Here is a 13,565-nt window from a genome sequence, read left to right on the forward strand (position 1 = left end):
TACTTTCACTTCTTCTTTAGCTTTTGCTACTTCTTGTACTTTCACTTCTTCTTTAGCTTTTGCTACTTCTTGTACTTTCACTTCTTCTTTAGGCTTTACTACTTCTTGTACTTTCGCTTCTTCTTTAGGCTTTACTACTTCTTGTACTTTCGCTTCTTCTTTAGGCTTTACTACTTCTTGTGTTTTAGCTTCTTCCTTAGCTTTAACCGTTTTTTGTACTTTCGCTACTTGCTTCGTTTTCTCTTCAGCCTGTTTTTCAACTGGTGCTGTACTTGATAGGAAAGAAACGTTTACATAGGCTATTTTTCCTTTATACTCAACTTGCAGCCATCCGTCTTTTACTTGATGCGTTGATTCAATGACATCATCTTTTTTAAGTCTGCCAAGAATTTCTGATTCTGTATTTGCATCAGAACGGACATTTAACAAATTCGCTGTTACATGATACACATCTTTTGTAAACTCCGAGCTTACAAATACTTCTTTACCGTTTAAATCAATTTTTGACCATCCATCTTCGGTATTTATTACTGTTAACTCTTGTCCCTTCTTTACTTTTTCGACAACTTTTGATTCCGTAGTCGATTTTTCACGTACGTTGAGTACATCTGCTGTTACGATCGTTTCTGCGATAGCAGTTGTGGTAAAAGCCCCCAATCCAAAAACAGTTGCTGTTGCTGCGCCAATTACTTTTTTCATATTAGCCTCCATTACGTTTTTTGTATTCTATGAAAAATTCCCATAAAACCAGGAAATTCCACAGCGTATCAAAACATTTGCAATAGTATATTAATACCGCTTAATATACTGTTTTTAAAAATTCCTACTTCAATAGTATCAAATTCTCATTTCTAATTCTATACATTATCAATCTCTTCATCTTCTATAAACTTTTCATGCCCTTTTTCATACTAAATCGTTGTCGCAATTCCCGCCAAAAATAAACTTACAATTGCTAAAAATGTTGTGCCGACTATAGCCCCTCTTAAATGAAACTTATAATCTTTATAACCCCTCATCCCTTCTGTACTAGGAATAACAACAAATCTCGGGGTAATCCAGCAAAAGATTAGCCAATCAATTATAAACAAATCTACTAAATTAAAAATCATTAAAATACCAAAAATATGTAAATAGGCATCAATATATAATAATTTGTCATGTTTATGCAGTATATATGTAGAAACGAAAGGAGTACCGAAAAGAATAGCATTATATATGATATTAAAGTAAATCGTTTGCTTCTTTTCATCAATCGATTTTGGAAAAACTACCTTTTGAATATCTTTCGGATATTCAGTTAACGAAAGACGAGGATTATAATATGAAGATCCTAAAATCATTACGGATAGTACAATAGACATAATGACACCAACGTACATCATTTGCTCAAATGGATTCATATGCTTCATTCACCCTCTTCTGTATTCACTCCATAGTGCACGCACTTAATTACACATTGTATGTACGTTACTAACCAAAAATTAACGATTACCTTTAATAATCTTTTATAATTGAAATTATAATTTACGTGTCATTAAACTTTTCTGAAGAACGTTAAAAATTAGTTTAGAGGAGCATTATGAAGAAACTATATTTTAATAAATCTTTTCCCCTTGCTTTCCAGAATGGCAATTGATCCGTATTCTGTCTCATTCTGATATACACGGGATTCATTCACAATTAAAACTTGGTCGCCACTCCTACATTCATACCTGTACAAACTATCACTTTGATTCACTACTAACTTTTTAAGATCAGGAATAATCGTTGATATATGCTCACCTATTATTTCATTTTCTTTTTTCTGTAACATGCTACAGAATAGTTTGTTGCTATATGTGATGATTCCATCTTGACTTATAACAGCAATTCCGTTATTCAATTCCTGAAGAGCCTGATTAGTTACCTGCAAATTCATTCGTTCGTTCATATTCATTTTAAATATTTACTTTCCCTTGGTTTTTCCGTTTGAAGTTATAAATTCTTAAACTAGTAATATAGCTCATTAACCAGTTGCTTCTAATTATCTCATGGGCTATTTGCAACATGCAGCAGGGACATGTTTAACACTTACATTGGATACATAAAACAAGTTTAATAAAAATAAAAAACAGTTGACGGATTACCTTCTGTCAACTGTTTTTATTACGAATATTGGTGACGAAACCCATAATTGTTAGGTTTCCTTTAGCATAAAGTTCGGTCTCCAATTTTCCAACTAAACCATCTCCCATGCCCTTCTGTTTCCCCAACCGTTTCACGGTATTCGTTTCCGTTAATATAATAATCAATATGAAGGTCCCGGTCCCACATATTGTTATAAAGATGGAATACATCACGTTTTGCGCTGATTTCTTGCACTTGTTTTTCTAACTTACGTTTTACTTGTTCAGGTATTTGATTTGCGACGTGTGTATGGAAAATACAGATTACAGCATCTTCACTTATTTGTTCAATTATAGATGGTAATAACTCTACACCGTCTCCTTCTATTAATTGAACAGATTCATTTTTTACTAAAGATGCTGCTTGGTCAAACATTTCAAGTCTTTCTGTATGTTCTGGCCAAATGAGTGCACGTAGCCATAAATAATCTTCCTCATTATGTAAATCATTCACATGTAAATCAAGCCCGATTCTTTCAACGACAGGTGGACTTAATTTTAGAAATTGGGGTACATTCTCCTCTCTTATTTCAGAAGTTAAATGTACATTCGAATTAATATTTCCATATATTTCATTTGTCCCGTACGAATAGCTATATTGATCCCAGAATAGTTGTAATCCAGAACTTGTCCCAATTTCTATTAACGCTAACGGCTTTTTCACTTTATTAAATATGTAACAGAAACTTGGGTATAAGTACGCACATCGCCTTACTTCATTCGTTTGAACGAGTTTCATTTGTAATAAAGTAATGATTTCTTCTCGATACTCTTTACAAAAATCTTTAAAGTGATCAAAAGCTTGATCTAAATTTGTATTCGTATTTTCAACTAAACTACTGTAATACGCTTTTAAAGGATGTTCTTTCCCTACTAGTAATAAATAATGTACGGCGCCTAATAATAAGTTTGGAATTGGTTGGCCTACTTGAGCGTAGGAAGATAGTGTAAGTACTTCCTCATCTTCAGCAATTTTTATTGATAAGTATTCATATAAGTCACTCGACCCTTTACATTCCTTTATTGAAAAATTTCGAAATAAGTTTGCGATTTGTTCTTGTGTACGCATTGGTATCCCTCCTTTTCATTTCGCAGAATAATCATACTATTATCAGGGGTAAAATTCCATAAAAAGGTATCCTTTCTACCCATTCTACGATACGTAAGCTTTTTCGAGATAATTTCAAACTATAATTTTTTTCTATTTATCACCTTAAAAGAGCTTGTTAAATAAGATTTTTGGCGAATAAAACGTTAAATAGTTTAAAATTATCAGATAACACTAGATATTTTAGTCTATTAATTATTATAATAGAGTATGAGATGGTTATATAATTGAGACAAAAAAGGTATACACCTAGGTGGGGCCTAGGCGGTGTTTTCAATTTACGGCTTAGATATAAAAAAACACCTACTCTTTTTTGCCAATATAGGGGATGGAGAGATTATCATGAGCAACATGCAGCAAAAAACAGACGTTATCTTAATTGGTGCAGGAATTATGAGTGCAACGTTAGGCTCATTACTTAAAGAATTAGCACCTGAATGGGAAATTAAAGTTTTTGAAAAACTCGCAAGTGCCGGGGAAGAAAGCTCTAATGAATGGAATAATGCAGGTACAGGGCATTCTGCGCTATGCGAACTGAACTATACTTCCGAAAAATCTGACGGATCTATAGATATTAGTAAGGCTGTAAAAGTGAATGAGCAATTCCAGCTTTCAAGACAATTTTGGGCATATCTTGTAAAAAGCAAATTAATTCGTAATCCACAAGATTTTATTATGCCTCTACCTCATATGAGTTTAGTACAAGGTGAAAAAAATATTGAGTTTCTAAAAAACCGTTTTGAAGCGCTTTCAAAAAATCCACTGTTTCAAGGCATGGAATTTTCCGATGCTCCTGAAACATTAAAAAAATGGCTTCCACTCATTATGGATGGTCGTACACCAAACGAACCGATGGCTGCAACGAAAATTGACTCTGGAACAGATGTGAACTTCGGTGCATTAACACGTATGTTGTTTGATTACTTACAAACGAAAAATGTCGAGCTTAACTACAAACATAGTGTCGAAAATATTAAACGTACGAAAAATGGTTTGTGGGAAGTGAAAGTACACGATATGAATAGTGGTAAAATCGAGCATCACACTGCAAAATTCGTCTTTATCGGCGGCGGTGGCGGTAGTCTACCACTACTACAAAAGACTGGTATTCCTGAATCAAAACATATCGGTGGATTCCCTGTAAGCGGACTGTTTATGGTATGTAAAAATCAAAACGTTGTAGAGCAACATCATGCGAAAGTTTACGGTAAAGCTAAAGTTGGCGCTCCGCCAATGTCTGTACCTCACCTTGATACGAGATATATAGACAATAAAAAAGCTTTACTATTTGGACCGTTCGCAGGATTCTCACCTAAATTCTTAAAGACTGGCTCAAATCTTGACTTAATTGGTTCTGTAAAACCAAATAACGTCTTAACGATGTTAGCTGCTGGTGTAAAAGAAATGGGACTAACAAAATACTTAATTCAGCAAGTTATGTTATCACATGAAAAACGTATGGAAGAATTACGCGAATTCATTCCGAATGCGAAAAGTGAAGATTGGGATATTGTAGTCGCTGGGCAACGTGTGCAAGTAATTAAAGACACTGATGCTGGCGGTAAAGGTACACTTCAATTCGGTACCGAAGTTGTTAGTGCGGCTGATGGATCAATCGCGGCGTTACTAGGTGCATCACCAGGTGCTTCTACTGCTGTTCACGTCATGCTTGAAGTATTAGAAAAATGTTTCCCAAGCCGCATGGTAGAATGGGAAGGAAAAATAAAAGAGATGATCCCTTCTTACGGCATTTCACTAACTGAAAATCCAAGATTGTTCCAAGATCTTCACACTTCTACTGGTCGTACGCTTGGATTAAATGAAAAAGAAACAGTTCATAATTAATTAAGGAATAAAAAACGTCCGATATATTCGGACGTTTTTTTGTTACTAAAAATTATATTTATCAATATTCTCTTTCGTAAATACAACCCGCTCTGGTAATACGATAATTCCATTTCCTTCTGCTTCATAATCATAACCTTGGATGGAATTTGGCTCTACTTTCACTTTTCCAATTCCTTTTACTTCAAAGCTATCCCCTACTTTTAACTTCTTCCCTTTTACAACGATTTCATTTGCTACATACGTTGCGAGTGCACCTTGTTGTTTTACATCCCATAATCCAAATTGCGCTACTGTTCCTCGTTTTACATAATCACGCATAACGTTAGGTGTCGAAAACCCTGTTACGACTACTTTTTTATCCATTTTTAAGTTTTCAGCTGCTTGTGCCATCGCTGGTAGTGCCGTTGCATCTGGACATATGACTGCATTAATATCCGGATACGTTTTTAATATATTCTCCCCTACGGATAAAGATTTTTGCGCATTATTTTCACCGTACTGCGTCGTTACAATTTCCCAGTTCGGATATTTCTTTTTAATAATTTCTTTCGCTTTCGTTACCCATTGATTTTGATCCGTTACTGTTGGACTAGAATAAAAGAAGGCTACTTTTCCTTTATCTCCAATTTGTTTGGAAGTCATTTCAATTAATAAGTTAGCAAGTTGGTCTGGTGTACCTTGGCTTATATAAAATGAACGGTCTTTCGGATTCACATCAGAGTCCCACGTTAACACCGTCATCCCTTTTTTCTTAGCACGTTGCAGTGATTGTGATAGTCCATCTACTGAAGTAGAAGAGACCATAAGTGCATCATAGTTTTGGTTAATAAAATTGTTTATATATTTCACTTGGCCTGATACGCTTGCTTCAGACGGTCCATCATATTTCACTTGCACCCCTAGTTTATCTCCCATCTCTTTTGCTCCTTCACCACCTGATGTAAAGAAGCCAACTCCAGTTAGTTTCGGAATGAATGCAAATTTCACATCATCTACTTTTTTCTTATCTGCCGTTTGACTAGAACAAGCGATTAAACCGATTAAGCAAATGCATACAATGAATACAATCCCTAGTTTTCTCGTCATGACATTTCCCCCTTATGCAAGTTCTTTCTTTTCCCCAGTGTGAATTGATGTAATTTGAAATGTCTCATAATAACTGAAAGAATAAGAATAATACCTATTACTACGTTGGATTGTTCATTTGTTAAACCCGTCATTTGCAAGCCATACTGCATTAGCCCTATAAAAATACTCGCCAGTACAGTACCGATAATACTTCCTTTCCCCCCTGTAATAAGTGTCCCGCCTAATACGACTGCAGTAATAATTGGTAAAATCGTTTCACTTCCCATATCAGCACGTGCGGAACCGAAATATGCAGTTAAGAAAGCGCCTCCTAATCCACCTCCTAACCCAGAAAGTATGTAAGCGATAATGACTACTTTTTTCGTTTTGATCCCAGTGTATTTTGCTGCATTTTCGTTCGAACCTGTTAATTTTACGTGGCGCCCATATATAGTACGGTGAAATAATATAGTACATAAAACTGTTAATACGATCAGAATCCATAATAAATTCGGTATTCCTATAAAACTACCGTTTGCAAGTTGTGCAAATGCGTCAGGTAAACCACTTATCCCTTCATATCCAGAAGCACCTGCCCCTCCTGAAATGACGAGTGCAATTCCGCCGTATAAAAACATCGTTCCGAGTGTAACGACAAGTGGCTCTACGTCTGTCATTTTTATAATGATTCCGTTTAAAGCTCCTGCTAAACAGCTGATTATAAGAGCTAATATGACCGCTAGCAAAATAGGTATTCCATTCATCCAAAGTACACCAATTATAATCGAAGTTAACCCCATAATAGATCCTACAGAAACGTCAATTCCTCCTGTTACAATAACGAAAGTCATTGGTATCGCCACGATTGCTATAAATAGAAAATCATTTGTACTAAAAAGGAGATTACTAATATTTAAGAAATCACTACTTATAAAACTAAAGAGAATGAATTCTATAAGAAGTAATACAATTAGAACACCTTCCCATCTGTACAAATACTTCATAGATTCATTCTCCTTTCCGCCTTCCACTTTTTCATAACACTATCTAATATAACGATTACTAATAGTAAAAAACCTGAAATAGCATTATTCCAAAACGCGGGTATTTTTAAAAAGACAAGTGAACTACTAATCGCCTCTAAAAATACTGCTCCTAATGCAGCTCCAACTATAGAACCCGTTCCTCCTTTTAAATGAATTCCCCCTAGTACCGCAGCTGCGATAACCTGTAGTTCTATCCCGGTTCCTGTTTGATTTGGAACGAACCCGATATTCAAAACAAATATGCAACCAGCGAGCGCAGCGCTTATACCCGATATAATAAACGCATATATCTTTACTTTATTAACAGGTATACCAATGAGTCTCGCGCCATCTTCATTATCACCTACCGCATAAAAGTATCTTCCGAATGGCACTTTCCTTAAAAAGAAGTATAGTAGTAGTAAAATAATAAGAACAAGCCATACAATTATCGGCAAACCAAGTATGACGATAGATGACAGTTGCTTAAAATCGTTTGGTATATCTTCAATCCACTTTCCGCCTGTGAAAATTAACATCGCACCTCTAATGACCCCTAACATACCTAATGTCATGATAATAGCTGGTACCCGAAACTTTGCAACGCCAATCCCGTTTGCGAACCCGATAATAGCGCCAAGTAAAATAGCAGCCGTAATAGACAAGAATGCATTATATCCATCCGATAACAACATCCCGCAAACCGCTGCGCTTAATCCCATAATTGAACCAACTGATACGTCTATATTTTTCGTAAATAAGACGAACGATTGGCCAATTGCTAGCACGACTAAAATAACGCTTGATTTCATCATTAAAGATAACGAGTTAAGCTGAACGAAACTTGGATTTATCATTCCGACAATGGCAATGTAAATTAGTAATAACAGTATGATAGAGGTTTCGTGCATTTTATACATACGTTTCATTCCGTTACACCTCCGTATGCTAGACGTGTAACTTCTTCTACATTTATTTGTTCTTTCTCCATATGAGAAACAAATTTTCCATTTCGTATTACATATACACGGTTTACTAATTGAACAATTTCTTCAATATCTGAAGAGATTAATAATATTGCGAGTCCTTCCCTTTTCATTTTTTCTATCGTTTCATATACTTCAAGCCTTGCTTTCGCATCAATTCCGCGAGTCGGTTCATCAAGAATAATAATTTTTGGATTACACGCAAGATATTTTGCAAGCACGACTTTTTGCTGATTACCTCCTGATAAAGATGTTAGTACTTCATCCATGCTTCGTACAACAATTCGAAACTGTTCTATATACGACTTCACTAAAGCGCTTTCTTTTTCTTGGTTAATAAAAAAACGACTATTTTGATGTAAACTTGCTGCAGTCATATTTTCTTTAACCGATGCAATTGAAAAAATACCATTTCTTGCTCTATCCTCTGGCACATAAACTAGTCCTTCACTTAGTCTTTTATGCAAAGAGTATGAATCAATTGATTTTCCTTCTAATAAAATAGAACCTGATTTTATAGGTTTCAATCCAAATATCGCTTCTGCTAATTCAGTTCTGCCTGATCCAACAATGCCAGCAATACCTACAATCTCACCCGTATGTACAGTGAATGAAATGTTTTCGAATGCGTGACTCGTTACATCAGTTACTTCTAATATTTTTTTCGTTTCTTTTGACTCTCGCACTATTTCTCTTTTCTCTTCTTGTTTATACCCTTTTGGTAATAATCCCTCCATCAACATGTCATATGTAAAGTTACATACATCCCCTTTGCTTACAATCATTCCATCTCGTAATATCGCCACTTTATTTGCAATTTCAAAGATTTCTGGAAAGCGATGCGTAATATATATCATCCCAATTCCTTTTTCTTGCAAACTTTTCATCAGCACAAAAAAACTCTTCATTTCGTGAGTTGTTAATGTCGATGTTGGCTCATCTAAAATAAGAATCTCGGCTTCTCTTATTAATCCTCTAACGATTTCTACTAATTGTTGCTGCGCAATGGATAGTGATCCTCCCAGTTCTTTAAGATCAATCCCCCATCCTAAACTGTCAATCAATTGCTTGATTTTTACTTTTAATTCCTTTTTCTTTCCTTTTAGTCCGATACATATATTTTCTTCAATGGTCATATGCGGAAAAATGAGTGGTTCTTGTGGTATTAAGTAAATCCCTTCTCGGTGGGCTTCTTTCGGATTTGCAAACTGTTTCCTCATTCCTTTTACATACATTTCTCCACGATCATACGAATATAACCCGGTTAATATTTTCATTAATGTTGATTTTCCAGCACCATTTCCCCCAACTAAAGCGTATATATCACCACGCTCTACTTGTAAGTCCACTTCTTTTAGCACAAGTTGATTTAAAAACGCCTTACTCATTTTCTTTACATGTAATAAAGGTACGTTCTTCACATGATGTCACCTGCCTTTATCCAGAACATTTTTTGAGAAAATGATTATTTGTTCTACTTGTTTTGTAGCATTGTATATTCCTTTTTTCATATCTAGAACACTTTTTTCACCAGACTAATAATCGTTTCAACTGGAATAAACAAAATATGTGGCACATATGTTTAAGCAGTGGTCAATTGTTGAAAGGGATGAAGAGTATGACACAGCTGAACTTTGAAGAAAATTTATTAACGAAAGTAGCTTGGTACTATTATAAAGATCAATTAACACAACAGGAGATCGCTTCACTTCTTCATATTTCAAGAAATAAGGTCGTTCGGTTATTAGATAAGGCACGCAGTGAAGGTATCGTTACATTTCACGTAAAAGGTACTGGTTTGCACTGTTTGAGCATTGAACGTGACCTAATGAAAAATTTCCACTTAAAAGATGCTTTCATTATCCCTACTCCAATAGACAATTATGCCGCTTCTCTCGGAAAAGCTGCTGCACAATATTTAGAAACTCAGCTCCAGCAAGGCGATTTACTCGGTATTGGCTGGGGAGAAACAATTAGCAAAATGCTGGAAAACATTCATTTTGAAACTTCTATTAATCTGTCGATCGTAACGCTAACAGGCGGAGTAAATCACTATCTCCCGAGAAAACAAAACTATTTTCACTACATGCAAGGCGATTTTCACATTATCCCTACGCCGTTTTTAGCATCTACAACCGAAATGGCACAAAGGATTCTATCAGAGCCGAGTGTAAAAGATATGCTTCATGTCGCTTCACTTGCTCATACAGCAGTTGTTGGTATTGGCGGGCTATCCCAAGACGCAACTATTGTAAAAGAAGAAAAATTAACGCTACGTGAAATGACATATATTCGTAGCCAACACGGCGCTGGTGATATTTTAGGACAGTTTTATAATACGAATGGCGATTTATTACATCTTCCGCATCACAACCGCCTAATTGGTACGCCACTCTCTATCCTTCGCAAAATGAAGCATGTCGTTGGTGTTGCTGGAGGTACAGAAAAAATAGACGCCATTTATGGAGCGTTAAAGGGGAGATTTATTCATACATTAATTACCGATGAGGAAACAGCCCTCTCCTTATTACGAAAGGATGGTGATTGTTAATGTCTCATTTATTAGCTTTTGATGCTGGTACAGGAAGCATTCGAGCTGTTCTTTTTGATGTACTAGGTAATCAAATTGCGGTCAGTCAAAAAGAATGGGTTCATAAAACGGATCCTCGTTATCCAGGCTCTATGAATTTTGATGTAAAAGAAAACTGGCAACTTGTACAACAATGTACGAAAGAAGTTTTACAAAGAAGTAATATCTCTCCCTCTTCTATTCAAGCTATTAGCGCTACTAGTATGCGAGAAGGTTTTGTTTTATATGATAAAGATGGGCAAGAAATTTGGGCTTGTGCAAATGTTGATGGGCGCGCATCCGCCGAAGTTAGTGAACTAAAAGAAATTCGGTCACATCTTGAAGAAGAATTATATACAAGATCTGGTCAAACTTTTTCATTAGGTGCTTTACCCCGCCTACTTTGGATTAAAAAACATGAACCAGACGTCTATAATGCTATTCACTCTTTTACGATGTTAAACGATTGGATTTTATATAAATTAAGCGGCGTGCTGCAAATCGATCCATCAAATGGATGTACGTCCGGTATTTTTGACCTGCAAAATAGAGTATGGGATAACGATATCGCTATAGATTGCGGTCTAACTTTGACATTTTCACCAAAAGTAAATGAAGCTGGTACCATTATCGGCAATGTTACAAAAGAGTGTGCAGCATTAACTGGATTACGTGAAGGAATTCCTGTCGTCGCCGGGGGCGGAGATGCACAAATGGCCTCACTTGGAACAGGAGTCGTGAAACCTAATCAAACGTTAATATGCGGAGGTAGTTTTTGGCAACAAGAAGTGAATGTTACAGAACCGCTAACAGATCCATTTGCTGCGATTCGGGTAAATTGTCACGTAGTTCCGAACCTTTGGCAATATGAAACGATTGCCTTTTTCCCTGGCCTTGTAATGCGCTGGTTTCGAGACGCTTTTTGCCAAGAGGAAAAGAAACTTGCTGACAAACTCGGTGTAGATGCTTATGAATTATTAGAAGAACAAGCGAAAGACGTGCCTGTTGGTTCACATGGCATTATTCCTACTTTTTCAAACGTTATGAACTACATTTCTTGGCGTCATGCCGCACCTTCTTTTTTAAATTTAAGTTTAGATGCTGACAAATGCGGAAAAAAAGAACTGTTCCGTGCTATTGAAGAAAATGCTGCCTTCGTTACACTTGGTAACTTAAAATTAATAGAAAATCTCACAGGAACATTCCCTTCTGAAGTCATTTTTGCTGGCGGTGCCGCTAAAGGAAAACTATGGCCACAAATTCTATCAGACGTACTCGGTATCCCTGTAAAAGTACCAGTTGTGAAAGAAGCAGCTGCTTTAGGAACTGCGATTGCTGCCGGAGTTGGCGCTGGTATTTATTCATCTATGGCAGAAACTGCCGAACAGTTTGTACAGTGGGAGCACACATTCGAACCAATTACTGAAAATCACGAACTATATAAAGAGTTCTATGAAACATGGAAAACCGTATATGACAGTCAGCTCGCTTTAGCTGATAAAGGGCTCACCTCACATATGTGGATTGCGCCTGGTGCACTGTAACAGATTACATAAGGGAGTGAAAAGTATGTTAAAAGCGAATGAAAATGATTTCTCCTATCGCTTCGGTGATAACGGGCCGAAATATTTAATACAAGGTCCTAATATTGATCTTGGCCTTGTTGTCATTCAGCCTGGGCAGGAGTTTCAAAATCACTATCATACAACTTGCGAGGAAGTCTTTTATGTATTAGAAGGTGAAATTGATTTCTATGTGAATAACGAAAGAGTCCCGATTAAACAAGGCGATGTATTGCAAGTTCGCCCTCATGAATCTCACTATTTAATTAACCATTCTGACAAACCTTTTAAAGCAGTTTTTATTAAGTCACCACATTTACCAAATAAAGACACAGTACAAACGGAAAATCCAACATTAACGAAGGAGTGATTTCTAATGACTTGGGGATTTAAAAATCGATTAAATACAATTTTACCTGATGGAAGAGCGGTTATGTTAGCGATAGATCACGGCTACTTTTTAGGACCTATTCACGGGCTAGAACAACCACTTGAAACAGTTAAAAACTTACTTCCTTATACGGATTCCCTCTTTTTAACGCGCGGTGTACTTAGCTCCTGTATTCCTGAAAACTGCAGCACACCGATGGTTATGCGTGTTTCAGGCGGAGCTACTGTCGTCGGTAAAGATTTAGCGAATGAGACAATTGTTACACCTGTAAAAGAAGCAGTAAAACAAAACGCAATTGGCGTTGGTGTTTCTGTTTTCGTCGGATCAGACTATGAAACACAAACTGTTTCAAATCTCGCAAATGTAGTTTCAGAAGCTCACGATTACGGTCTACCAGTACTCGGTATTACCGCTGTTGCGAAAGAATTACAAAAACGTGAAGCACGCTTTCTAGCACTCGCTTCCCGCGTATGTGTTGAAATGGGGGCTGACATTATTAAAACGTATTACTGCGAAGGATTCGAAAAAATCACCAGCACTTGCCCTGCCCCAGTTGTAATCGCTGGCGGTCCAAAACTCGATTCAATTGAAGACGCATTAAACATTACGTACAATGCACTGCAAGAAGGTGCAATCGGAGTAGATATGGGCCGAAACATATGGCAATCTGAACATCCTGCTGCTATGATTCAAGCGATTCATGGTATTGTGAAGAATAGATTGAATGTGAAAGAAGCTCTCCAATTATATGAAGATGTAAAAAATTAAGCTAAAATATATACAAACTCAATATTTACTATAAGGAAAAGCCTCTATGTTAGATTACTAAGTAACCTAACA

General features: G+C 36.3%; 12 protein-coding genes and 1 pseudogene. 5 read left to right on the plus strand and 8 right to left on the minus strand.

Translation table 11 applies throughout. The annotated features are described in order from the left end of the window. The 4 genes and pseudogenes from DN394_RS22180 to DN394_RS22195 form a co-directional block, all read right to left on the minus strand. Window positions 1–699 (minus strand): SH3 domain-containing protein (locus DN394_RS22180; protein ID WP_149294236.1); only part of this gene is annotated, 699 nt, incomplete at its 3' end. Between the two features lie 212 nt (window positions 700–911). After that, window positions 912–1,403, minus strand: coding sequence for a nitroreductase (locus tag DN394_RS22185; RefSeq protein WP_141542898.1), 492 nt, complete (start codon window positions 1,401–1,403; stop codon window positions 912–914). Between the two features lie 206 nt (window positions 1,404–1,609). Continuing rightward, window positions 1,610–1,939: pseudogene (locus DN394_RS22190) on the minus strand (PAS domain-containing protein); the annotation flags it as partial. A gap of 251 nt (window positions 1,940–2,190) precedes the next feature. Continuing rightward, window positions 2,191–3,237, minus strand: a complete 1,047-nt coding sequence (locus DN394_RS22195) for a DUF2332 domain-containing protein (protein WP_098208923.1) — start codon at window positions 3,235–3,237, stop codon at window positions 2,191–2,193. A gap of 381 nt (window positions 3,238–3,618) precedes the next feature. Here DN394_RS22195 and DN394_RS22200 point away from each other — a divergent pair, with 381 nt between their 5' ends. Next, window positions 3,619–5,121, plus strand: a complete 1,503-nt coding sequence (locus DN394_RS22200) for a malate:quinone oxidoreductase (RefSeq protein WP_097916740.1) — start codon at window positions 3,619–3,621, stop codon at window positions 5,119–5,121. 45 nt (window positions 5,122–5,166) lie between these two features. Here the strand turns inward: DN394_RS22200 and lsrB are convergent, their stop codons facing one another. Genes lsrB through DN394_RS22220 form a run of 4 tightly spaced genes read right to left on the minus strand, consistent with a single transcriptional unit; the run spans window position 5,167 to window position 9,624 of the window. Next, window positions 5,167–6,210: an autoinducer 2 ABC transporter substrate-binding protein LsrB gene (lsrB, locus tag DN394_RS22205; protein ID WP_097916733.1), complete on the minus strand. Its 1,044-nt coding sequence runs from the start codon at window positions 6,208–6,210 to the stop codon at window positions 5,167–5,169. Beyond that, on the minus strand, window positions 6,207–7,196 hold the full coding sequence (locus tag DN394_RS22210; protein WP_141545451.1) for an ABC transporter permease: 990 nt from the start codon (window positions 7,194–7,196) through the stop codon (window positions 6,207–6,209). Before DN394_RS22210 ends, lsrB begins: the two co-directional genes overlap by 4 nt. Then, window positions 7,193–8,146 carry an ABC transporter permease subunit gene (locus DN394_RS22215; RefSeq protein ID WP_097916729.1) on the minus strand — a complete coding sequence of 318 codons (954 nt, stop codon included), beginning with the start codon at window positions 8,144–8,146 and terminating at the stop codon, window positions 7,193–7,195. Before DN394_RS22215 ends, DN394_RS22210 begins: the two co-directional genes overlap by 4 nt. Further along, window positions 8,143–9,624: a sugar ABC transporter ATP-binding protein gene (locus DN394_RS22220; protein ID WP_097916727.1), complete on the minus strand. Its 1,482-nt coding sequence runs from the start codon at window positions 9,622–9,624 to the stop codon at window positions 8,143–8,145. The genes DN394_RS22215 and DN394_RS22220 overlap by 4 nt, the downstream gene beginning before the upstream one ends. Before the next feature lie 197 nt (window positions 9,625–9,821). Here DN394_RS22220 and DN394_RS22225 point away from each other — a divergent pair, with 197 nt between their 5' ends. The 4 genes from DN394_RS22225 to lsrF are packed head-to-tail and all read left to right on the plus strand — an operon-like array spanning window position 9,822 to window position 13,493. Then, the gene (locus tag DN394_RS22225; RefSeq protein ID WP_141475385.1) at window positions 9,822–10,754 is read left to right on the plus strand and encodes a sugar-binding transcriptional regulator; all 933 of its coding nucleotides are present in this window, start codon (window positions 9,822–9,824) and stop codon (window positions 10,752–10,754) included. Then, entirely contained in the window at window positions 10,754–12,316 is a 1,563-nt protein-coding gene (lsrK, locus tag DN394_RS22230) for an autoinducer-2 kinase (protein WP_141545450.1), read from the plus strand. Before DN394_RS22225 ends, lsrK begins: the two co-directional genes overlap by 1 nt. Before the next feature lie 25 nt (window positions 12,317–12,341). Further along, window positions 12,342–12,704 carry a cupin domain-containing protein gene (locus DN394_RS22235; protein ID WP_098705405.1) on the plus strand — a complete coding sequence of 121 codons (363 nt, stop codon included), beginning with the start codon at window positions 12,342–12,344 and terminating at the stop codon, window positions 12,702–12,704. 6 nt (window positions 12,705–12,710) lie between these two features. Next, window positions 12,711–13,493 carry a 3-hydroxy-5-phosphonooxypentane-2,4-dione thiolase gene (gene lsrF / locus DN394_RS22240; RefSeq protein WP_000219781.1) on the plus strand — a complete coding sequence of 261 codons (783 nt, stop codon included), beginning with the start codon at window positions 12,711–12,713 and terminating at the stop codon, window positions 13,491–13,493. Window positions 13,494–13,565: the final 72 nt, after the last annotated feature.

Source organism: Bacillus sp. BB081, from assembly GCF_008368895.1.
In the GTDB taxonomy this organism is placed as follows: Bacteria; Bacillota; Bacilli; order Bacillales; family Bacillaceae_G; genus Bacillus_A; species Bacillus_A wiedmannii.

What these genes read in the sequence shown, in the direction of transcription:
- lsrF (WP_000219781.1), top strand. Translation starts at nt 12,711, where the DNA reads ATGACTTGGGGATTTAAAAATCGATTAAATACAATTTTACCTGATGGA.
- DN394_RS22225 (WP_141475385.1), top strand. Translation starts at nt 9,822, where the DNA reads ATGACACAGCTGAACTTTGAAGAAAATTTATTAACGAAAGTAGCTTGG.
- DN394_RS22235 (WP_098705405.1), top strand. Translation starts at nt 12,342, where the DNA reads ATGTTAAAAGCGAATGAAAATGATTTCTCCTATCGCTTCGGTGATAAC.
- DN394_RS22200 (WP_097916740.1), top strand. Translation starts at nt 3,619, where the DNA reads ATGAGCAACATGCAGCAAAAAACAGACGTTATCTTAATTGGTGCAGGA.
- DN394_RS22215 (WP_097916729.1), bottom strand. Translation starts at nt 8,146, where the DNA reads ATGAAACGTATGTATAAAATGCACGAAACCTCTATCATACTGTTATTA.
- lsrB (WP_097916733.1), bottom strand. Translation starts at nt 6,210, where the DNA reads ATGACGAGAAAACTAGGGATTGTATTCATTGTATGCATTTGCTTAATC.
- DN394_RS22195 (WP_098208923.1), bottom strand. Translation starts at nt 3,237, where the DNA reads ATGCGTACACAAGAACAAATCGCAAACTTATTTCGAAATTTTTCAATA.
- DN394_RS22210 (WP_141545451.1), bottom strand. Translation starts at nt 7,196, where the DNA reads ATGAAGTATTTGTACAGATGGGAAGGTGTTCTAATTGTATTACTTCTT.
- lsrK (WP_141545450.1), top strand. Translation starts at nt 10,754, where the DNA reads ATGTCTCATTTATTAGCTTTTGATGCTGGTACAGGAAGCATTCGAGCT.
- DN394_RS22185 (WP_141542898.1), bottom strand. Translation starts at nt 1,403, where the DNA reads ATGAATCCATTTGAGCAAATGATGTACGTTGGTGTCATTATGTCTATT.